At 67.3% G+C, this 19165-nt stretch carries 12 protein-coding genes and 6 pseudogenes; 13 read left to right on the forward strand and 5 right to left on the reverse strand.

Annotated elements, in window-relative coordinates; genetic code table 11:
• Positions 1 to 112 precede the first annotated feature (112 nt).
• Positions 113 to 1478, reverse strand: a pseudogene (locus tag ACZK2V_RS01305) (helix-turn-helix domain-containing protein).
• A gap of 115 nt (positions 1479 to 1593) precedes the next feature.
• Here ACZK2V_RS01305 and ACZK2V_RS01310 point away from each other — a divergent pair.
• From ACZK2V_RS01310 to mmsB, 5 genes and pseudogenes are all read left to right on the forward strand, one after another.
• Positions 1594 to 3099: a CoA-acylating methylmalonate-semialdehyde dehydrogenase gene (locus ACZK2V_RS01310; RefSeq protein WP_049399840.1), complete on the forward strand. Its 1506-nt coding sequence runs from the start codon at positions 1594 to 1596 to the stop codon at positions 3097 to 3099.
• Positions 3100 to 3113: 14 nt separating this feature from the next.
• Complete coding sequence (locus ACZK2V_RS01315) at positions 3114 to 4280, forward strand: acyl-CoA dehydrogenase family protein (protein WP_071229412.1); 1167 nt, start codon at positions 3114 to 3116, stop codon at positions 4278 to 4280.
• The gene (locus tag ACZK2V_RS01320) at positions 4277 to 5074 is read left to right on the forward strand and encodes an enoyl-CoA hydratase (protein ID WP_180845009.1); all 798 of its coding nucleotides are present in this window, start codon (positions 4277 to 4279) and stop codon (positions 5072 to 5074) included. The genes ACZK2V_RS01315 and ACZK2V_RS01320 overlap by 4 nt, the downstream gene beginning before the upstream one ends.
• On the forward strand, positions 5071 to 6246 hold the full coding sequence (locus ACZK2V_RS01325) for an enoyl-CoA hydratase/isomerase family protein (protein ID WP_180845010.1): 1176 nt from the start codon (positions 5071 to 5073) through the stop codon (positions 6244 to 6246). Before ACZK2V_RS01320 ends, ACZK2V_RS01325 begins: the two co-directional genes overlap by 4 nt.
• Positions 6243 to 7131, forward strand: a pseudogene (mmsB, locus tag ACZK2V_RS01330) (3-hydroxyisobutyrate dehydrogenase). The gene ACZK2V_RS01325 and the pseudogene mmsB overlap by 4 nt, the downstream one beginning before the upstream one ends.
• 147 nt (positions 7132 to 7278) lie before the next feature.
• On the opposite strand, the gene ACZK2V_RS01335 reads toward mmsB, so the two are convergent.
• Both ACZK2V_RS01335 and ACZK2V_RS01340 read right to left on the reverse strand, forming a co-directional pair.
• Positions 7279 to 7704 carry an organic hydroperoxide resistance protein gene (locus ACZK2V_RS01335; protein WP_049399846.1) on the reverse strand — a complete coding sequence of 142 codons (426 nt, stop codon included), beginning with the start codon at positions 7702 to 7704 and terminating at the stop codon, positions 7279 to 7281.
• A gap of 111 nt (positions 7705 to 7815) precedes the next feature.
• Positions 7816 to 8796, reverse strand: a complete 981-nt coding sequence (locus ACZK2V_RS01340; protein WP_180845011.1) for a cation diffusion facilitator family transporter — start codon at positions 8794 to 8796, stop codon at positions 7816 to 7818.
• 217 nt (positions 8797 to 9013) lie between these two features.
• Here ACZK2V_RS01340 and ACZK2V_RS01345 point away from each other — a divergent pair, with 217 nt between their 5' ends.
• From ACZK2V_RS01345 to ACZK2V_RS01370, 6 genes and pseudogenes are all read left to right on the forward strand, one after another.
• Positions 9014 to 10477 carry a SulP family inorganic anion transporter gene (locus tag ACZK2V_RS01345; RefSeq protein WP_180845012.1) on the forward strand — a complete coding sequence of 488 codons (1464 nt, stop codon included), beginning with the start codon at positions 9014 to 9016 and terminating at the stop codon, positions 10475 to 10477.
• Positions 10478 to 10621: 144 nt separating this feature from the next.
• Positions 10622 to 11272: a DUF6338 family protein gene (locus ACZK2V_RS01350; protein ID WP_180845013.1), complete on the forward strand. Its 651-nt coding sequence runs from the start codon at positions 10622 to 10624 to the stop codon at positions 11270 to 11272.
• A gap of 206 nt (positions 11273 to 11478) precedes the next feature.
• On the forward strand, positions 11479 to 12510 hold the full coding sequence (gene dusA / locus ACZK2V_RS01355) for a tRNA dihydrouridine(20/20a) synthase DusA (RefSeq protein WP_180845014.1): 1032 nt from the start codon (positions 11479 to 11481) through the stop codon (positions 12508 to 12510).
• Between the two features lie 212 nt (positions 12511 to 12722).
• Positions 12723 to 13097, forward strand: a complete 375-nt coding sequence (locus ACZK2V_RS01360; RefSeq protein ID WP_032128191.1) for a hypothetical protein — start codon at positions 12723 to 12725, stop codon at positions 13095 to 13097.
• A 73-nt stretch (positions 13098 to 13170) separates the two neighbouring features.
• Positions 13171 to 13854, forward strand: coding sequence for a response regulator transcription factor (locus tag ACZK2V_RS01365; protein ID WP_004136763.1), 684 nt, complete (start codon positions 13171 to 13173; stop codon positions 13852 to 13854).
• Positions 13855 to 13879: 25 nt separating this feature from the next.
• Positions 13880 to 15302: pseudogene (locus ACZK2V_RS01370) on the forward strand (ATP-binding protein).
• A 981-nt stretch (positions 15303 to 16283) separates the two neighbouring features.
• On the opposite strand, the pseudogene ACZK2V_RS01375 reads toward ACZK2V_RS01370, so the two are convergent.
• Positions 16284 to 17073, reverse strand: a pseudogene (locus ACZK2V_RS01375) (M90 family metallopeptidase).
• Positions 17040 to 17317 (reverse strand): annotated as a pseudogene (locus ACZK2V_RS01380) (hypothetical protein). The pseudogenes ACZK2V_RS01375 and ACZK2V_RS01380 overlap by 34 nt, the downstream one beginning before the upstream one ends.
• A 144-nt stretch (positions 17318 to 17461) precedes the next feature.
• Between ACZK2V_RS01380 and birA the strand changes: the two are divergent.
• Positions 17462 to 18428 (forward strand): annotated as a pseudogene (gene birA / locus ACZK2V_RS01385) (bifunctional biotin--[acetyl-CoA-carboxylase] ligase/biotin operon repressor BirA).
• The gene (locus tag ACZK2V_RS01390) at positions 18425 to 19156 is read left to right on the forward strand and encodes a type III pantothenate kinase (RefSeq protein WP_012509777.1); all 732 of its coding nucleotides are present in this window, start codon (positions 18425 to 18427) and stop codon (positions 19154 to 19156) included. The pseudogene birA and the gene ACZK2V_RS01390 overlap by 4 nt, the downstream one beginning before the upstream one ends.
• The last annotated feature ends 9 nt before the right edge of the window (positions 19157 to 19165 follow it).

Raw genomic sequence — 19165 nt, forward strand, 5'->3', positions numbered from 1 at the left:
GGTTGTCCGGACCCGCCCCGCCAACCCATGGAATGCCAGCTGTTGCTTTTGAGGTTGCCGGCCAGCGGCCGGCACTACCGCAGGTGCAGGGCGCAGCCCTGCCGAACCAACCCTACCGCCCCGGCAACTGCGCGAACGCGCGCTGCATGCAGTCCTCACGCGGACACACCCGGCACCCCGGTCCGATCGACACCGAATTACCCGGACTCTGCACATCCAGCCCCAGTGAATACACCAGCCGCTCGGCGTGCTGCAGATCGCAGCCCAGCGCCACCGCGAACGTCTTGCGCGGCTGGCCATGGCCGACCGGACCACTGCTGACCTGCCGCGCCAGCCAGAAATGACGACGCCCATCGGGCATGCGCGCGGTCTGCGTAAGGATGCGCCCCGGCTGGTTGAACGCCTCGTAGACGATCCACAGCGGGCACGACCCTCCCACCTGCGAGAAATGGAAATCGGTGGCCGAATGGCGTTTGGACACGTTGCCGGCACGGTCCACGCGGATGAAGAAGAACGGCAGGCCGGGCGCGCTGCGCCGCGCCAACGTGCTCAGCCGATGACAGACCGCTTCAAAGCCCACGCCGAACTGGTGCGCCAGCAGCTCGATGTCGTAACTGCTGGCCTCGGCCGCACGCAGGAAACGCATGTACGGCATCACCAACGCACCGGCGAAGTAATTCGACAAGCCAATCCGCGCCTGCGCGATGCGTGCCTCATCGGTAAAGCCAGCGCGCCACTACCGCATCGATCTGCGGCAGGTAGCCGTGAAGGGCCAGCTCGGCCGCCATCTGGAACGCCTGCTGGCCGGGCTCAAGGTAATCGGGCAGCCACAGCCGCCGCGCACCGGCATCGTATTGCCGTTTCTCGCGCCCGGCCTGCAGTGCGGCCACTTCCACCTGCACACCATGGCGGTCGGCCAGCAGCTGGCGCAGCCGCGGTGCCACATGCCCGGGCGACAGCCCCCATTCGGCGAACAGCTGCTCGGCCAGCTCGTCCAGTTCGGGGATGTGGTTGTGCATGCGGTTGAAGAACTCGCGCACCTGGTCACCGGCGGGCAGGGTGCTGCCGGCACCGGGCTCGCCCAGCTGGAACTCCAGCGCGGCGGCATGCTCGCGCAGCGCCAGGTGGCGGCGGTGCAGGTCCAGCAGCGCGCGGCTGACCTGCGGCAGGTTGCCAGCCAGGGCGCGCAGCTCGGTCGCGCTGACTTCGGCCAAGCCGAGGTCGCGCAGGGTCTCGCCCAGCGCTTCCTGCAGGGCAGCGGGCTCATCTTCGTCGAACAGTGAGGAAACATCGCCCAGTACCTCGCCCAGCTTCTTCTGCACGGCCGGGGTGAGTGGGCGCTTGTTGCGCTCGATCTGGTTCAGGTAACTGGCCGACAGGCCCAAGGCGCGGGCCAGGTCCACTTGGCTGTAGCCGCGCTGCTCGCGCAGCCGTAGTAGGCGCAGGCCAAGTTGTCGCTGGGGGGCTGAATAATTCACAGAATTAACATGAATCGTCTGGCGTGTTGGCCAGATTAAGCGGATTCAGCCCGGAAATCGAGGTGGGTGCTGTGAATAATGCCAAGCATCTTTCGCACCCTGTGGGATTGTCGTCATGACTGTTGCAGCGCCCCGTATCCGCATGCTGATCGATGGCCAGTTCGTTGAATCGGCCACCTCCCACTGGCAGGACGTGATCAATCCGGCCACCCAGGACGTGCTGGCCAAGGTGCCGTTCGCCACCACCGGCGAAGTGGACGCCGCCGTCGCCGCCGCCAAGGAAGCCTTCAAGACCTGGCGCAAGACCCCGATCGGCACCCGCGCGCGCATCTTCCTGAAGTACCAGCAGCTGATCCGCGAGAACATGAGCGAGCTGGCCCACATCCTCACCGCCGAACAGGGCAAGACCCTGCCGGACGCCGAAGGCGATGTGTTCCGTGGCTTGGAAGTGGTCGAGCACGCCGCCGCCATCGGCAACCTGCAGCTGGGCGAACTGGCCAACAACGTGGCCAATGGCGTGGACACCTACACGATCATGCAGCCGCTGGGCGTGTGCGCCGGCATCACCCCGTTCAACTTCCCGGCGATGATCCCGCTGTGGATGTTCCCGATGGCGATTGCAACGGGCAACACCTTCATCCTCAAGCCGTCCGAGCAGGACCCGATGGTCACCATGCGCCTGGTCGAGCTTGCGCTGGAAGCAGGCATTCCGAAGGGCGTGCTGAACGTCGTCCACGGCGGCGAGGAAGTGGTCAACGCGATCTGCGACCACCCGGACATCAAGGCCGTGTCGTTCGTCGGTTCCACCCGCGTCGGCACCCACGTCTACAACCGTGCCTCGCTGGCCGGCAAGCGCGTGCAGTGCATGATGGGCGCCAAGAACCACGCCGTGGTGCTGCCGGACGCCAACAAGGAACAGACCCTCAACGCGATGGTCGGCGCCGCCTTCGGTGCCGCGGGCCAGCGCTGCATGGCCGCCTCCACTCTGGTGCTGGTCGGTGAAGCACGCAACTGGGTGCAGGACCTGGTCACCAAGGCCAAGACCCTGAAGGTCAGCGGCGGCACCGTCGCCGGCACCGATGTGGGCCCGGTCATTTCCTGCAGCGCCCGCGAGCGCGTGGAAGGCCTGATCGCATCGGGTGTGGAGCAGGGCGCCAAGCTGGTGCTGGATGGCCGCAAGCCGCAGGTCGATGGTTTCGAGAAGGGCAACTTCGTTGGCCCGACCATCTTTGCCGGTGTCACCACCGACATGCGCATCTACCAGGAAGAAATTTTCGGGCCGGTGCTGGTCATCCTCGAAGCGGAGACGCTGGAAGAGGCCATCGCGATGGTCAACAGCAACCCGAACGGCAACGGCACCGCACTGTTCACCCAGTCCGGCGCCGCCGCGCGCAAGTTCCAGGAAGACATCGACGTCGGCCAGGTCGGCATCAACGTGCCGATTCCGGTGCCGGTGCCGCTGTTCTCGTTCACCGGTTCGCGCGCCTCCAAGCTGGGCGACCTGGGCCCGTACGGCAAGCAGGTGGTGCTGTTCTACACCCAGACCAAGACGGTCACCGCGCGCTGGTTCGATGACGAGACGCTCAGCCATGGCGTCAACACCACGATCAGCCTGAAGTAACGGCAGGAGCAGCCATGAGCCACTCGATGACGACGGAACTGGAAGAAGCGCAGCAGGCGTACCGCGAGGCGGCGCGCGACTTCGCACAGGCCGAACTGGCGCCGCACGCCGCGCGATGGGATGCGGAGGGCATCTTTCCGCGCGAGGCGATCGCCAAGGCCGGTGAACTGGGTTTCTGCGGCCTGTACATGGACCCGGAAGTGGGCGGCAGCGGCCTGAGCCGACTGGACGCCGCCGTCGTCATCGAGGAGCTCGCCAACGTCGATCCGTCGACCGCAGCGTACATCAGCATCCATAACATGGCCTCGTGGATGGTGTCCAAGTGGGGCCAGCCGGCGCTGCGCGATGCGTGGGGCACCGATCTGTCTTCGGGCAACAAGCTGGCCTCGTACTGCCTGACCGAACCCGGTGCCGGTTCCGATGCGGCGTCGTTGAAGACCACCGCCGTGCGCGATGGTGACTTCTATGTGCTGAACGGCTCGAAGGCCTTCATTTCCGGCGCCGGTGCCACCGAGCTGCTGGTGGTGATGGCGCGTACCGGTGGTGCCGGTGCCGGTGGTGTCAGCGCCATTGCGGTGCCGGCCGACCTGCCGGGCATCAGCTTCGGCCGCAAGGAAGAGAAGATGGGCTGGAACAGCCAGCCCACCCGTGGCATCACCTTCGAAAACGTCCGCGTGCCGGTCAGCCACCTTCTGGGCGAGGAAGGCGGCGGCTTCAAGCTGGCGATGAAGGGGCTGGACGGCGGCCGCATCAACATCGCCGCCTGTTCGCTGGGTGCCGCGCAGGGCGCGCTGGATGCCGCGCGCCGCTACATGGGCGAGCGCCGCCAGTTCGGCAAGGCGCTGGCCGAGTTCCAGGCGCTGCAGTTCAAGCTGGCCGACATGGTCACCCAGCTGGTGGCTGCACGGCAGATGGTGCACACCGCCGCGCGCAAGCTCGATGCCGGTGCCAGCGATGCCAACGTCTGGTGCGCGATGGCCAAGCGCTTCGCCACCGATGCCGGTTTCAACGTCTGCAACGAAGCACTGCAGATCCACGGTGGCTACGGCTACATCCGCGAATACCCGATCGAGCGCCTGCTGCGTGACTGCCGCGTGCACCAGATCCTGGAAGGCACCAACGAGATCATGCGGGTGATCGTTGCCCGTCACCTGCTCAACACCGAAGAGGAACTGCGATGAAGGATTGGCGTACCCAGGAGCACGTGGGCCTGAAGGTGGAGGTGGATGGCCACACCGCCGTGGTCACCCTGAACAACCCGCCGGCGCATACCTGGACCGTGCACAGCCTGTCGGCGCTGCGTGATCTGGTCGGCGCGCTCAACGCAGACCGCGACATCTACGCGCTGGTGATCACCGGTGGCGGCGAGAAGTTCTTCTCCGCCGGTGCCGATCTCAACCAGTTCGCCTCCGGCGACAAGGCCGCTGCACGTGAAGCCGCGCGCCGCTTCGGTGAAGCCTTCGAAGCGCTGTCCGGTTTCCGTGGCGTGTCGATCGCCGCGATCAACGGCTACGCCATGGGCGGTGGCCTGGAATGCGCGCTGGCCTGTGACCTGCGCATCATCGAAGACCACGCCCAGGTCGCGCTGCCGGAGGCCACCGTCGGCCTGCTGCCGTGCGCCGGTGGCACCCAGAACCTGCCGCGCCTGGTCGGCGAGGGCTGGGCCAAGCGCATGATCCTGCTGGGCGAGCGCATCAACGCCGAGACCGCGCTGCGCATTGGCCTGGCCGAAGAAAAGGTCGGCAAGGGCGAAGCCAAGGCGCTGGCGCTGGAATGGGCGAAGAAGGCCGGCAAGCAGAGCCCGACCAGCATCGCCGCCTGCAAGACCCTGGTGCAGGCCACCCGCACCGGCACTCACGCTTCGGCGCTGGTGGCCGAACGCGAAGCCTTCGTCGATCTGTTCGACACCGCCGACCAGGTCGAGGGCGTGACCGCCTTCCTGGAAAAGCGCGCCGCGCAGTGGAAGAACGCATGAGCACCGACACCGCTGCCGACGACGCACCGGTGCTGTTCGAAGAGCGCGTGGCTGGCAACGGCACGCGCATCGGCATCGCCACGCTCAATGCGCCGCGTACGCTCAACGGTTTCTCGCTGCCGATGGCACACCTGCTGCTGAAGCAGTTGAATGCCTGGGCCGACGACGATGGCATCGCCATGGTGGTGCTGCAGGGTGCCGGCGAAAAGGCGTTCTGCGCCGGCGGTGACCTGCACAGCCTGTACAAGAGCATGGTCGCCTTCCGCGAGGCCGGCCGCAGCGACATCCGCGAGAACGACTACGCCGCTGAGTTCTTCGACGTTGAGTACCGCGTCGATTATCTCATCCACACCTACGCCAAGCCGATCCTGTGCTGGGGCCACGGCATCGTGATGGGCGGTGGCATCGGCCTGATGTCCGGTGCCAGCCACCGCGTGGTCAGCGAGCGCTCCAAGCTGGCCTTCCCGGAAATCACCGTCGGTCTGTTCCCGGATGTGGGTGGTAGCTGGCTGCTGCCGCGCGTACCGGGCAAGGGCGGCCTGTTCCTGGCGCTGACCGGTGCGCTGCTCAATCCGGGCGACGCCATCTACGCCGGCCTGGCCGACGTGCACGTGGCCGAAGAACGCCGCAGCGCGGTGTTCGATGCGCTGCTGCAGGTCGCGTGGTCCAGCGATGCCGCACACAACCACGAACGGCTCAGCCATCTGCTGCAGTCGCATGCCAGTGACGCCGCGACCGGTCCGCTGCTGGCCAATGCGGCGCAGGTCGATGCGCTGTGCGAAGGCGATGACCTCTCCGCGATCATCGGCCGCATCTCCACTCTGCAGACCGACGATGCCTGGCTGCAGGCGGCACAGAAGACCCTTGCCGCCGGTGCGCCAGGCTCGGCACGGTTGTCGTACGAACTGCAGCGCCGCAGTGCCGGCCAGGGCCTGGCCGCGATCTATCGCCTGGAGTACATCGTCGCCCTGCATTGCGCCGCCCACGGTGATTTCGCTGAAGGCATCCGCGCGCTGCTGATCGACAAGGACCGCAATCCACAGTGGAACCCGGCCACTCTGGCCGAGGCCACCGGCGCGTGGGCCGACACCTTCTTCGCTTCCCCCTGGGCCGATGCCGCGCATCCGCTGGCCGACCTGGGCACTCCCCTTGTTGAAAGGAGCCTTGCATGAGCCGCATTGCATTCATCGGGTTGGGCAACATGGGTGGCCCGATGGCCGCCAATCTGGTCAAGAACGGCCATACCGTGCGCGTGTTCGATCTGGTCCCGGCCGCGGTGCAGGCCGCCGTCGATGCCGGCGCCAGCGCGGCCGCATCGGCGCGAAACCCTGGCCGATGCCGAGGTGGTGATCTCGATGCTGCCGGCCAGCCGCCACGTCGAAGGCGTGTACCTGGGCGATGACGGCATTCTTGCCGCGATTCCGGCCGGCGCACTGGTCATCGACTGCAGCACGATCGCACCGGCCAGCGCCCGCAAGGTCTCTGAAGCCGCTGCCGCACGGGGCCTGCAGATGATCGACGCACCGGTGTCCGGCGGTACCGCCGGTGCCCAGGCCGGCACCCTGACCTTCATCGTCGGTGGCGAGGAGGATGCGCTGGAGCGCGCCCGCCCGGTGCTGCAGGCGATGGGCAAGAACATCTTCCATGTCGGCGCCAGCGGTGCCGGCCAGGTGGCCAAGCTGTGCAACAACATGGCGCTGGGCGTGATCATGGCCGTCACCGGCGAAGCCATCGCCCTCGGCGTGGCGCACGGGCTGGACCCGAAGGTGCTGTCGCAGATGATGGCGGTCAGCACCGGCCGCAGCTGGGCCACCGAAGTGTGCAACCCGTGGCCGGGCGTGCTGGAAAACGCCCCGGCCTCGCGCGGCTACAGCGGCGGCTTCGGCAGCGATCTGATGCTGAAGGACATGGGCTTGGCGGTGGAAGCGGCGATGAGTGTCGGCGCCTCGATCCCGCTGGGCGAAGTGGCCCGCAACCTGTACTCGATGAACCACCAGGCCGGCCGCGGCAAGCTGGACTTCTCCAGCGTCGTGCAGCTGATCACCAGCGAGAAGTGACCTGGTAGTGCCGGCCGCTGGCCGGCAACCTCATGCCCCCGTGCGGGACAACGAAGGTGGGATGGGCGGATGTTCGGTTTCGACCGGCATCCGCCCATTTTTTTGCTTTGGCGCGGGTAGTGCCGGCCGCTGGCCGGCATCACCCCATCAGGCAACGACCAGCGTCACGTCGATGTTGCCGCGCGTGGCATTCGAGTACGGGCACACGATGTGCGCCTTCTGCACCAGCTCTTCCAGCTGCTCGCGCGGCACGCCGGGAGCGCTGATGGTCAGCTCGGCTTCGATGCCGAAACCGGTCGGGATCTGGCCGATGCCGACCTTGCCGGTCACGGTGGTGTCGGCCGGCAGCGCGACCTTGGCCTGGCCGGCCACGAACTTCAGCGCGCCCAGGAAGCAGGCCGAGTAGCCGGCCGCGAACAGCTGTTCCGGGTTGGTGCCCGGGCCGCCGGCGCCGCCCAGCTCGCGCGGGGTCGACAGCTGGATATCCAGCACGTTGTCGGAGGAGACGGAACGGCCTTCACGGCCGCCGGTGGAGGTGGCCTGGGCGGTGTACAGAACCTTTTCGATGGACATCGGGATGCTCCTGGTCGGTGGGTGGGTGTTGCGTTGGAGCCTACTTTGCCCGGTTTCCGCGTACGTTGGGTTGCAATGCGTACGAAAAATTTGATCGATCGTCCTGCCAGCCTAGATCGTCCATTCGCGGTCGGTGGTGAACATGATGGTCAGCCAGCGGTCCGGCGAGGCCTCGCCCAGTGCATCGCCGATCTCGTCGCGCAGCTGGTCCCATTCCACCAGGGGCCGCGGCGGGTCGTTTTCCGGTACCACGAAGAACAGCTCGATCTGCTCGCCACGCCCCACCTGGGCCACGTAGCTGCGGTGCTCGACGAAGCCGTGCTTGGCCACGATCCCGCGTGCCACTGCATCCACATGGGCCTGCAGTTCCGGCGGGGTGACCAGCAGGATGCCGGCCAGCGCCCGGCGCACCGTGCCGAGCGGGGCGATCATCACCAGCACGCAGACGAAGGCGAGGATGGCCGGGTCGATGTACGGCCCGACCCACGCCAGCGACGTGCCCTGCACCAGTACGCCGCCGAGGAAAGCCAGCAGGTAGCAGGCCGACATGCTGGCCGCGATCACCCAGTTCTTCGCGTCCAATGCGATGAACTCCGAGCCGATGCGGCGGTTGGCGCGCAGGATGAACCAGGCCAGCGCGCCTTCGCCCACGATCGACAGCCCGGCGAAGGCAATGGCCGGGCCGAGGGCGATGTGGCGGCCCCCGGACATCAACGCGTCCACCGCATTGACCAGCGCATACAGCGCCGCACCGATCATCAGTGTGCCGCTCACCCCCAGCACGATCGGCTCCAGGTGCCAGAAGCCCATGGTGAAGCGCTGGTTGAGACGCGATTGCAGCGCATCGGTCTGTGTGGACAGCGCGATCAGCCGCGCCACCAGCAGCGACAGCCAGGTCATCACCACGTCGATCAGGCCGTAGATGCCGTCGAAGATGATCAGCGAGGAATTGGCCAGCAGGCCGAACACCACTGCGGCGGCGGCCAGCAGCAGCGAGGCGGCGATCGACAGGCGCAGCACGCCCTGTTCGGTGGCGGGGTCGAAGAAATGCGGGTGGTCGGCGGCCATGCTGTGATTGTAGAGCGGAGCCATGCTCCGCTGCGTTTCGCTGCCTCGCCGGCCATCCGCGCTACCCCCGTGGGGTCGCTTCCCGTAGACTGCGTCCCTCCCACGTACCGACGCCCGCCTGCAGTGATCACGCCACCCTGACCCTTGCCGCACATCGGCAGCCGGCCTGCCCGGCTCAGGAACCCGTGTCTTTCCACTGCAGCGCCATGCGGCCACGCCCGCCTGCGCGCGGAGCTTTCCCATGCAAACGTCCTACCCCCTGCGCCAGCAATGGCTCGGCAACATCCGTGGCGACCTGCTGTCCGGCATCGTCGTCGCCCTGGCCCTGATTCCCGAGGCCATCGCGTTCTCGCTCATCGCCGGCGTCGACCCCAAGGTCGGCCTGTACGCCGCGTTCTCGATTGCCGTCATCACCGCCATCGCTGGCGGCCGCCCCGGCATGATCTCCGCAGCCACCGGTGCGATGGCGCTGGTGATGGTCGACCTGGTCAAGGACCACGGCCTGCAGTACCTGTTCGCCGCCAGCATCCTGGCCGGCCTGCTGCAGGTGCTGGCCGGTGTGTTCAAGCTCGGCTCGTTGATGCGCTTCGTCTCGCGCTCGGTCATCACCGGCTTCGTCAACGCGCTGGCGATCCTGATCTTCCTGGCGCAGATGCCCGAGCTGATCGGTCGCGGTCCTACGGTCTACGTGCTGTGCGCCGCCGCGTTGGCGATCATCTACCTGCTGCCACGCATTACCCGCGCGGTGCCGTCGCCTCTGGTGGCCATTGTGGTGCTGACCGCCGTGGTGATCGGCTTCGGCGTGGACGTACGCAGCGTCGGCGACATGGGCCAGCTGCCCGACAGCCTGCCGCATTTCCTGCTGCCCGATGTGCCGCTCACCTGGGAGACGCTGCGCATCCTGCTGCCGGTGTCGGCCACGCTGGCCGTGGTCGGCCTGCTCGAATCGATGATGACCCTGCAGATCGTCGAGGACATCACCGAGACGCCCAGCGAGCGCAACCGCGAATGTGTCGGCCAGGGCGTGGCGAACACGGTCACCGGCTTCCTCGGTGGCATGGCCGGTTGCGCGATGATCGGCCAGTCGGTGATCAACGTGACCTCCGGTGGCCGCGGCCGCCTGTCCTGCCTGGTGGCTGGCGTGTTCCTGCTGGTACTGGTGGTGTACGGCAGCGATCTGGTACGGCAGATCCCAATGGCGGCGCTGGTGGCGGTGATGATCATGGTCAGCATCGGCACCTTCAGCTGGCGCTCGCTGCGCGACCTGCGCACACATCCGCGCAGTTCCTCTGCGGTGATGCTGCTGACGGTGGTGGTCACCGTGGCTACCCACGATCTGGCCAAGGGCGTGCTCAGCGGTGTGCTGCTGTCGGCCCTGTTCTTCGCGCGCAAGGTTGGCCGCATGCTGGACGTGCAGCGCGACGATGCCGATGACACGCAGGTCTACCGCGTGCGTGGGCAGGTGTTCTTTGCCTCGGCAGGGCAGCTGGGTGCGGCGTTCGATTACCAGCACGTGGCGCCGAAGGTGCAGATCGATCTGCGCGATGCCCACCTGTGGGACCTGACTGCCGTGGCCGCGCTGGAGCGGGCGCAGGAAAAGTTGGCCACGCATGGTGCGGAGGTGACGGTGGTGGGGCTCAATGCGGCCAGCCAGACCCTCATTGAGCAGGTGGGTGGCAAAGGCGCTGCTGGCAGCGCGCATTGACGCTATCGGCTCTCGTGGAGCAACTGCAACGCCATGGCCGCTGTTGCGGTTGCTGCATCTTCAGCCTGTGAACCCCACCCAAGGTGGAAGAATCGCTGTGATCGTGCTCCGTTGTGATCCTCACGACGGAGTACTTCTGCCGGAATGGATTCGCTCTTCAACAACGCCACCACGCTGCTGACCTTTCTGCTGCCGGGTTTCCTGTCTGCATGGGTGTTCTATGGGCTGACATCCCATCCCAAGCCGCCGCAGTTCGAACGGACCGTGGAAGCGTTGGTGTTCACCTTCGCGGTCCAGGTGCTGGTCAAGTTCACCGAACTGATGCTCCTGCTGGCTGGTCGCTGCTTTGTGCTGGGGACCTGGACCGAGACCAGCAGCCTGCTATGGGGTTTTGTCCTCGCCGCACTGCTGGGGGCAGGATTGGCCCTCGCTGCGAACAAGGATTCCCTCCACAGGGTTCTCCGTCGTGCAGGCTTCACCACGAGGACATCCCACCCGAGCGAGTGGTACTGCGTGCTGGGTACGCGTCCTGCCTTCGTGGTGCTGCAATTGAAGGATGGCCGTCGATTGACCGGCTATCCCAAGGAGTGGCCGATCAGCCCCGCTGCGGGACAGTTCTACATGCAGATGCCGGCCTGGCTGGTGGATGCGGATCCACCCGATGAAGGTGCCGATCCAGCAGCGGATCACGTGGCCAGCCCCGCCGTGGTCGAGCTTCCGCAGCTCGATGGCATACTGATTCACGCAGCGGATGTGCAGTGGGTCGAGATTCTCCAGGAGACAGACGATGGCTAAGTTGAGGAAGGGTTCCAACCCACCACTGGACCAGTTGGTCGTATCCATGGAGAACGCGAACCCCAAGCTCCCCGAGGGCAGGAAGCGTCCGCCGCCACCGCCCAGCCCGCCCCGGCCGCCAGCCGGAGCAGGGCCCAACCGGCGCCCGCCGCGCGGCTGACCGGGCGCATTCAGCCGCCCGGTGTAAACTATTGATCTCACTGGCAATGCCAGTCTCCACGATCAATGCCCCGATGACGTCCGCCACCGCCCGTTACGCCGATTCCCTGCGCCTGTCCGTTGCCCCGATGATGGACTGGACCGATCGCCATTGCCGCGTTTTCCACCGCGTGCTGGCACCGGGCGTACGCCTGTACACGGAGATGGTGCACGCCAACGCGGTCATCCACGGCGACCGCGAGCGCCTGCTCGGCTTCGACCGCAGCGAGCAGCCGCTGGCCCTGCAATTGGGTGGCAGTGATCCGGTGCTGCTGGCGCAGGCCGCGCGCATCGCCGCCGAGTGGGGCTATGACGAGGTCAACCTCAACTGCGGCTGCCCGTCTGATCGCGTGCAGGCCGGGCGTTTTGGCGCGTGCCTGATGCGCGAGCCGGCGCTGGTGGCCGAGTGCGTTGCGGCCATGGTCGATGCGGTTGATATCCCGGTGACGGTGAAGTGCCGCCTGGGCGTGGACGAGGACAACGACTACGACGTGTTTGCCAGCTTCGTCGACCGCCAGGTCGCCGCCGGTGCGGCGATGGTGGTGGTGCACGCGCGCAACGCGTGGCTGAAGGGCCTGTCGCCGAAGGAGAACCGCGAGGTTCCGCCGCTGAAGTACGACTGGGCCTACCGCCTGAAGCAGGAGCGCCCGGCACTGCCGGTGGTGATCAACGGCGGCCTGGCCAGCATCGAGGCGGTGCAGGCGCAGGCCGCGCACGTCGATGGCGTGATGCTGGGCCGCGCGGCCTACCACGACCCCTACCTGCTGCATCAGCTGGAGGCGCTGCACACCGGCGCCCCGCTGCAGGCCCGTGGCGACCTGCTGCGCGCGATGCGCCCCTACATCGAGGCGCAGCTGGGCGAAGGCCTGGCGCTGAAGCACATCACCCGCCACCTGCTCGGCCTCTTCCACGGCCAGCCCGGTGGGCGCGCATTCCGCCAGGTGCTGAGCGAGGGCGCACACCGTCCGGGCGCCGGCTGGAGCCTGATCGAACAGGCCCTGGCGGTCACCGACCGCGAAGCTGATCGCGCCGCAGCGTGACCGCAGTCACATTCCTGACTTGACAAGGGACGGCGATTCGTCCCGAATGTTCACTTAGCTGAACGACTCGGGCGTAGGGCCGGAAAAGTTCAGACCGGATTCACTGCTGTAAACCAAGAATTTGCAAAAGATTTGTAAAACGCTGGGTTTCGAACCCGGCGCCGGATTTACGACTTTTGAACGAATCGCCGTGCTCGGCTAGGATCGCATCGATGTCTTCCGCTCCCTTCCATCGCCGCATTGCCCTGGCCACCTGCGTGGTCCTGTCGGCTGTGCCGCTGTCTTCGGCGCTGGCGCAACAGCCGCCGCGCGGCGACCAGGGGCGGGCGGAGATGATGGAGCGGGGTGAGCGCGGTGGCCGTGGCGACGAGCGTTCGCTGTCCGATGCCGTGCGCCGCGTGCAGCGCACCACCGGCGGCCACATCCTCGGCGCCGAGCGCGTGCCGTTCGATGGTCGCGATATCAACCGGGTGAAGTACATGGACGATCGGGGCCGGGTCCGCTACATGGACGACCCCGCGCCGTCGCGTTCACAGCCGCGCACGCCGCGGTCGGATATGTCATCACTACGCGGCGATAACCCCTGAACAGGGATAGTCGTCGCTATCAACCCGTACCCCACAGGCCTCCGGGCCATACCCAGGACACTAGGGAGAGTTCATGCGTATCCTTCTGGTCGAAGACGAAGCCCCGCTGCGTGAGACCCTGGCAGCCCGGCTCAAGCGCGAAGGCTTTGCCGTCGATGCTGCGCAGGACGGCGAGGAAGGCCTCTACATGGGGCGCGAAGTCCCGTTCGATGTCGGCATCATCGACCTCGGCCTGCCCAAGATGTCGGGCATGGAGCTGATCAAGGCCCTGCGTGACGAAGGCAAGAAGTTCCCGGTGCTGATCCTGACCGCGCGTTCGAGCTGGCAGGACAAGGTCGAGGGCCTGAAGCAGGGCGCCGACGACTACCTGGTCAAGCCGTTCCACGTCGAAGAACTGCTGGCCCGCGTCAACGCGCTGCTGCGCCGCGCCGCTGGCTGGAGCAAGCCGACCCTGGAATGCGGCCCGGTTGCCCTGGACCTGGCTGCCCAGACCGTCAGCGTGGCTGGCAGCAATGTCGACCTCACCAGCTACGAGTACAAGGTGCTGGAGTACCTGATGATGCATGCCGGTGAACTGGTCTCCAAGGCCGACCTCACCGAGCACATCTACCAGCAGGACTTCGACCGCGACTCGAACGTGCTGGAAGTGTTCATCGGCCGCCTGCGCAAGAAGCTGGACCCGGATGGCGAACTGAAGCCGATCGAGACCGTGCGCGGTCGCGGCTACCGTTTCGCGATCCCGCGCAACGAGGGCTGAGCCGGCTCACCCTGGCGATAACACGATGTCCGGCCGTCTGTGGTTCTTCCGACGCTGGCGGCCGCGCTCACTGCAGGCGCGCCAGATGTTCGCCGCGTCCGTGGGTCTGGTCGCGTTCCTGGCGCTGGCCGGTTACGCGCTCGACGCCGCCTTCGCCGATACGGCGAAGGCGAACCTGCGTGAGCGCCTGAAGAACTACGCCACCGCCTATGCGGCCGGCATCGACTTCACCCGCGACCGCTCGCTGTACATCCGCGAGCAGCCGCCAGATTCGCGCTTCGACGTGCCCGGCAGCGGCCTGTACCTGCAGGTGGTGATGCCGCACGGCAAGGGCAATTCGATGTCCGCCGAAGGCCCGATGCTGCCCACCGTCGGCGGCGGCCTGCTGGCACCTCGCCAGGAAGTGTTCGAAGGCCCGCTGCCGATGATCCAGATCGACGGCAGCCAGGGCTCGGTGTACCGCTATGGCCTGGGCCTGGTGTGGGATGCCGACGCCGACCCCGCCACCGAATTCCCGTACACCATCTATGTGATGGAAGACTCGCGCGCTGGGTGCACAGCTGCGGGTGTTCCGCAGCCGGGTCTGGTTCTACCTCGGTGGCATCGGCCTGATCCTGCTGCTGCTGCAGACCGTCATTCTGCAGTGGAGCCTGCGGCCCCTGCGTCGCGTGATTACCGAGCTGACCAAGGTGCAGCGCGGCGAAACCGAGCGCATGAGCGAGCGCCACCCGCGCGAGCTGGAACCGCTGACCGACAGCATCAACGCCTTCATTGAAAGCGAGCGCGAGAACCTCGAGCGTCAGCGCAATACCCTGGCCGACCTGGCGCACAGCCTGAAGACACCGATCGCAGTGCTGCGCACGCAGATGGACAGCGGGGCGGGCGATGGTGCGCTGCGCGAGGAGCTGGACGTGCAGCTGCAGCGCATGAACAACCTGGTCTCCTACCAGCTGGCACGTGCTGCGTCGTCGGGCCACAAGCTGTTCTCCGCGCCGCTGCCGATCGAATCCAACGCCGAGGAAATCGTGCGTGGCCTGGAAAAGGTCTATGCCTCGAAGGGCGTGCTGTGCGAATTCGATATCGACCCGGCCGCGCGCTTCCACGGCGAACCGGGTGACCTGCAGGAACTGCTGGGCAACCTGCTGGAGAATGCCTTCAAGTGGGCCAACCGCCGCGTGCTGCTGACCGCACAGCCGCTGCCGGCACCGAACGCGCGCCGCGCCGGCCTGCTGCTGGCGGTGGACGACGATGGCCCGGGCATCGCCCCGGACGACATCGGCAAGGTGTTGCAGCGTGGCGTGCGTGGCGACGAGCGCGTGCAGGGCCACGGCATCGGCCTGTCGATCGTGCAGGACCTGATCAAGGATTATCGCGGTGAACTGGCTGTAGGCCGCTCCGAGGAACTGGGCGGCGCCCGCTTCGAAGTGCGCCTGCCGCCGGGGCCGTAATCCGTGCGCTCCCGTCCGCCTGGCATCGCCTGGCGCAACAACGCGTGGTGTTCCGGTAGTGCCGGCCGCTGGCCGGCAACCTCATGAACTTCGGTGGCATTGCCAAGGTGCCGGCCAGCGGCCGGCACTACCGTGTTTCGATCGTCGGCGGCTCGCCATAGAACCGCCGCAGTTGCGCGTTCCCGTCCGCCGGGCATCGCCTGGCGTAACAGCGCGGGTGTTCCGGTAGTGCCGGCCGCTGGCCGGCAACCTCATGATATTCGGTGGCATTGCCAAGGTGCCGGCCAGCGGCCGGCACTACCGTATTTCGATCGCCGGCGGCTTGCCATAGAACCGCCGCAGCTGCGCGTTCCCGTCCGCCGGGCATCGCCTGGCGCAACAGCGCGTGGTGTTCCGGTAGTGCCGGCCGCTGGCCGGCAACCCCATGAGCTTCGGTGGCATTGCCAGGTTGCCGGCCAGCGGCCGGCAGTACCGTACTTCGATCGCCGGCGGCTCGCCATAGAACCGCGGCAGCTGCGCGTTCCCGTCCGCCGGGCATCGCCTGGCGCAACAGCGCGTGGTGTTCCGGTAGTGCCGGCCGCTGGCCGGCAACCTCATGAACTTCGGTGGCATTGCCAAGGTGCCGGCCAGCGGCCGGCACTACCGTACTTCGATCGCAGGCGGCTCGCCATAGAACCGCCGCAGTTGCGCGTTCCCGTCCGCCGGGCATCGCCTGGCGCAACAGCGCGTAGTGCTCCGGTAGTGCCGGCCGCTGGCCGGCAACCCCATGATCTTCGGTGGCATTGCCAAGGTGCCGGCCAGCGGCCGGCACTACCGTATTTCGATCGCCGGCGGCTTGCCATAGAACCGCCGCAGCTGCGCGCTCCCGTCCGCCTGGCATCGCCTGGCGCAACAACGCGTGGTGTTCCGGTAGTGCCGGCCGCTGGCCGGCAACCTCATGAACTTCGGTGGCATTGCCAAGGTGCCGGCCAGCGGCCGGCACTAACGTGTTTCGATCGCCGGCGGCTCGCCATAGAACCGCCGCAGCTGCGCAGCGACGTCCGGCAACGCCTGCTGCAGCAGATCCGGCGCGGAGAAGTGGTACTCGCTGGTCACCGCGAAGAACTCTTCCGGTGCCTCGGCCGCATACGGATCGATCAGCGTTTCTTCGCCCGCATCGACCTGGGCACAGAAGGCGTCGTAGGCGCGCTGGAACGTGGCCGCCCACTCGCGCTGCCATGCGCGCGGCAGCGGCGGCGTGCCGTCCATCGCACCATCCAGTGCATCCAGCTTGTGCACCATCTCGTGCACCGCCACGCAGTAGCCCTCGTGCGGCGCCGCCAGGTCGGCCTGCACGTCGGCCCAGGACAGGATCAACGGACCGCTGTCCCACGATTCGCCAATCAGTTCGTCATCCCACTCATGCAGCACCCCGGCCGCATCCATGTGGCTGCGGTGCACGCGGAATGCGTCGGGGTAGATGATCAGCTGCGACCAGCCTTCCAGTCCCACCTCGCCGAATTCCAGCAGCGGCAGGCAGCACAGCGCGGCCAGCAGCACGCCATCGCCGGCCTGCAGCTGCAGCTCGCCAATCGGGGTAATGGTCTTCTCATGCAGGAAGCGCGTGGTCAGCACACGCAGGCGCGCGGCGTTCGTCGTCCAGTCCGTGCAGCCACGCCGCGCGGCGGCAGGCGTCTTCCCAAAGTGCATCGTCGATCGGCCGCGGCGCAGGCCGCAGCCACTGCAGCAACGACTTGATCAGCGGAACATTCCCGGCAGGTAGCTGTGCCACTTCGGCGCGCGGATGCGCTGCAGCATGTCGTCGTCGCTGCCACCGCCACCGGTGGTGGTGCTGGCCGCCGGGCGTACCGGTGCCGCCTTGGTGCTGGCGGCCGATGCGCTGGCGGTGGGCGGCGCTGTGAGGCGGCATCGCCATTGGAGGACACGCAGGCCCCACGGCTGTCGTCCAGCGCTGCCGTCGCAGACGCCGCGAAGGGCATCAGCAGCAGGATCAGGCAATGGGCATAACGGCGCATTGACGACATCCACGTTAAGGGAGGGTGAGTTCCCGATTCTAGCCCGAACCCGGCGCCCCGTTGGAAGCCCCCGCGAAACCCAGCGTGGCGGGCGTCGCTGGCGGCTTTCCCGCATAATTCCTTCCTGACTTCGTGGAAGCTGCCGTGGACGATCGCCAATTGCTGGCCAAACTCGCTGCCGGTCGCCTGTCCGGCGACGCCCTGGCCCGTGAGCTGGGTCAGACCCGGGCGGCCATTTGGAAGCGTATTCAAGGACTTAGGGCCGCCGGTGTGGACATCGAGGGCCGTGCTGGCGAAGGCTATGGCCTGACCCGCCCGGTCGACCTGCTGGACCCGGACGCGATCCGCGCCGGCCTGCCTGCCGACGTCCAGGCCCTGCTGCACGACCTGCAGGTGGCCTGGACGGTGGACTCGACCAACGCTGAATTGCTGCGTTGCAGCGCGCCCCAGCGCGGGGTCAGCGTCCTGCTGGCCGAACGCCAGACCGGTGGCCGTGGCCGTCGTGGGCGTGCCTGGGCCTCGCCGCTGGCCGCGCACATCTACCTGTCGGTGCTGCGCCTGTACTCCGGTGGCCTCGGCCGCCTCGCCGGGCTGAGCCTGGTAGCCGGCATCGCCGTCGCCGAAGCGCTGCACGACCTGGGCTACACCCAGGCCCAGCTGAAGTGGCCGAATGACCTGATCGTCGACGGCAAGCGCAAGCTGGTCGGCCTGCTCGCAGAAGGCGGTGGCGAGTACGCCGGCCCGGCGCGCGGTGATCGGCATCGGCATCAACACGCACATGCCGCCGTCGTTCGCCGAGCAGATCACCCAGCCGTGGGTAGACCTGGATACGCTGGCTGGCAAGCCGGTGGACCGCAACGTGGTTGTCGCCGCGGTGCTGGCACGCCTGCTGCCGGCGCTGGAAGAATTCGATCGCGAAGGTCTGGCGCCGTTCCTGCCGCGCTACGCCGCGTTCGACATGCTGGCCGGCCGCGAAGTGCGCGTGGAACTGGACGGGCAGTGGCAGCACGGCACCGCACTTGGCCTGGCCGATGACGGCGCATTGCGCGTGCGCATTGATGGCCAGGAACGCCTGCTGCACGCCGGCGAAGTCAGCGTGAGGGCGGCATGAGCGATTGGTTGTTCGACCTCGGCAACTCGCGCTTCAAGTTCGCGCCGTTGCAGGGTGACCGTGCCGGCGACGTGCAGGCCTGGGCGCACGGCGCCGAAGGCATGGCCGGACAGCCGCCGCACAGCCTGCCCAGCGGCACCACCGCGTTCGTGGCCAGCGTGGCCGCACCGTCGCTGACCAGCGCCATGCTGGACCAGCTGCAGCGCCGCTTCGAACACGTGCATGTGGTGCGCACCAGCGCCGAATGCGCGGGCGTGCGCATTGCCTATGCCAAGCCGGAAAAATTCGGTGTCGATCGCTTCCTGGCCCTGCTGGCCGCTGCCAAGGCGCAGCGCCCGGTGCTGGTGGTTGGCGTGGGCACCGCACTGACGATTGATCTGCTCGACGCCAATGGCCAGCATCACGGCGGGCGCATTTCCGCATCGCCCACCACCATGCGCGAAGCGCTGCACGCGCGTGCCGTGCAGTTGCCGGCAACCGGGGGTGACTACAGCGAGTTCGCCAACGACACCGCCGATGCGCTGGCCTCCGGCTGCGATGGCGCCGCCGTGGCGCTGATCGAACGCAGCGCGCAGCAGGCGCATGCGCTGCTGGGCGTGGCACCGTCGCTGCTGGTGCACGGTGGCGGCGCACCGGCGCTGATGCCGTTGCTGCCCGGCGCCGACTACCACCCCTCGCTGGTGCTGGATGGCCTCGCCCGCTGGGCGGTGCACCAGCCGGCAGGCTAGTATCCGCGC

The organism is Stenotrophomonas sp. 93052_Sma, from assembly GCF_056481145.1.

Coding starts and splice junctions, on each gene's coding strand:
- ACZK2V_RS01340 (WP_180845011.1), bottom strand. CDS start 8,796: ATGGCTCCGCTCTACAATCACAGCATGGCCGCCGACCACCCGCATTTC.
- ACZK2V_RS01390 (WP_012509777.1), top strand. CDS start 18,425: ATGAGCGATTGGTTGTTCGACCTCGGCAACTCGCGCTTCAAGTTCGCG.
- ACZK2V_RS01345 (WP_180845012.1), top strand. CDS start 9,014: ATGCAAACGTCCTACCCCCTGCGCCAGCAATGGCTCGGCAACATCCGT.
- dusA (WP_180845014.1), top strand. CDS start 11,479: ATGCCAGTCTCCACGATCAATGCCCCGATGACGTCCGCCACCGCCCGT.
- ACZK2V_RS01335 (WP_049399846.1), bottom strand. CDS start 7,704: ATGTCCATCGAAAAGGTTCTGTACACCGCCCAGGCCACCTCCACCGGC.
- ACZK2V_RS01320 (WP_180845009.1), top strand. CDS start 4,277: ATGAAGGATTGGCGTACCCAGGAGCACGTGGGCCTGAAGGTGGAGGTG.
- ACZK2V_RS01310 (WP_049399840.1), top strand. CDS start 1,594: ATGACTGTTGCAGCGCCCCGTATCCGCATGCTGATCGATGGCCAGTTC.
- ACZK2V_RS01315 (WP_071229412.1), top strand. CDS start 3,114: ATGAGCCACTCGATGACGACGGAACTGGAAGAAGCGCAGCAGGCGTAC.
- ACZK2V_RS01365 (WP_004136763.1), top strand. CDS start 13,171: ATGCGTATCCTTCTGGTCGAAGACGAAGCCCCGCTGCGTGAGACCCTG.
- ACZK2V_RS01325 (WP_180845010.1), top strand. CDS start 5,071: ATGAGCACCGACACCGCTGCCGACGACGCACCGGTGCTGTTCGAAGAG.
- ACZK2V_RS01360 (WP_032128191.1), top strand. CDS start 12,723: ATGTCTTCCGCTCCCTTCCATCGCCGCATTGCCCTGGCCACCTGCGTG.
- ACZK2V_RS01350 (WP_180845013.1), top strand. CDS start 10,622: ATGGATTCGCTCTTCAACAACGCCACCACGCTGCTGACCTTTCTGCTG.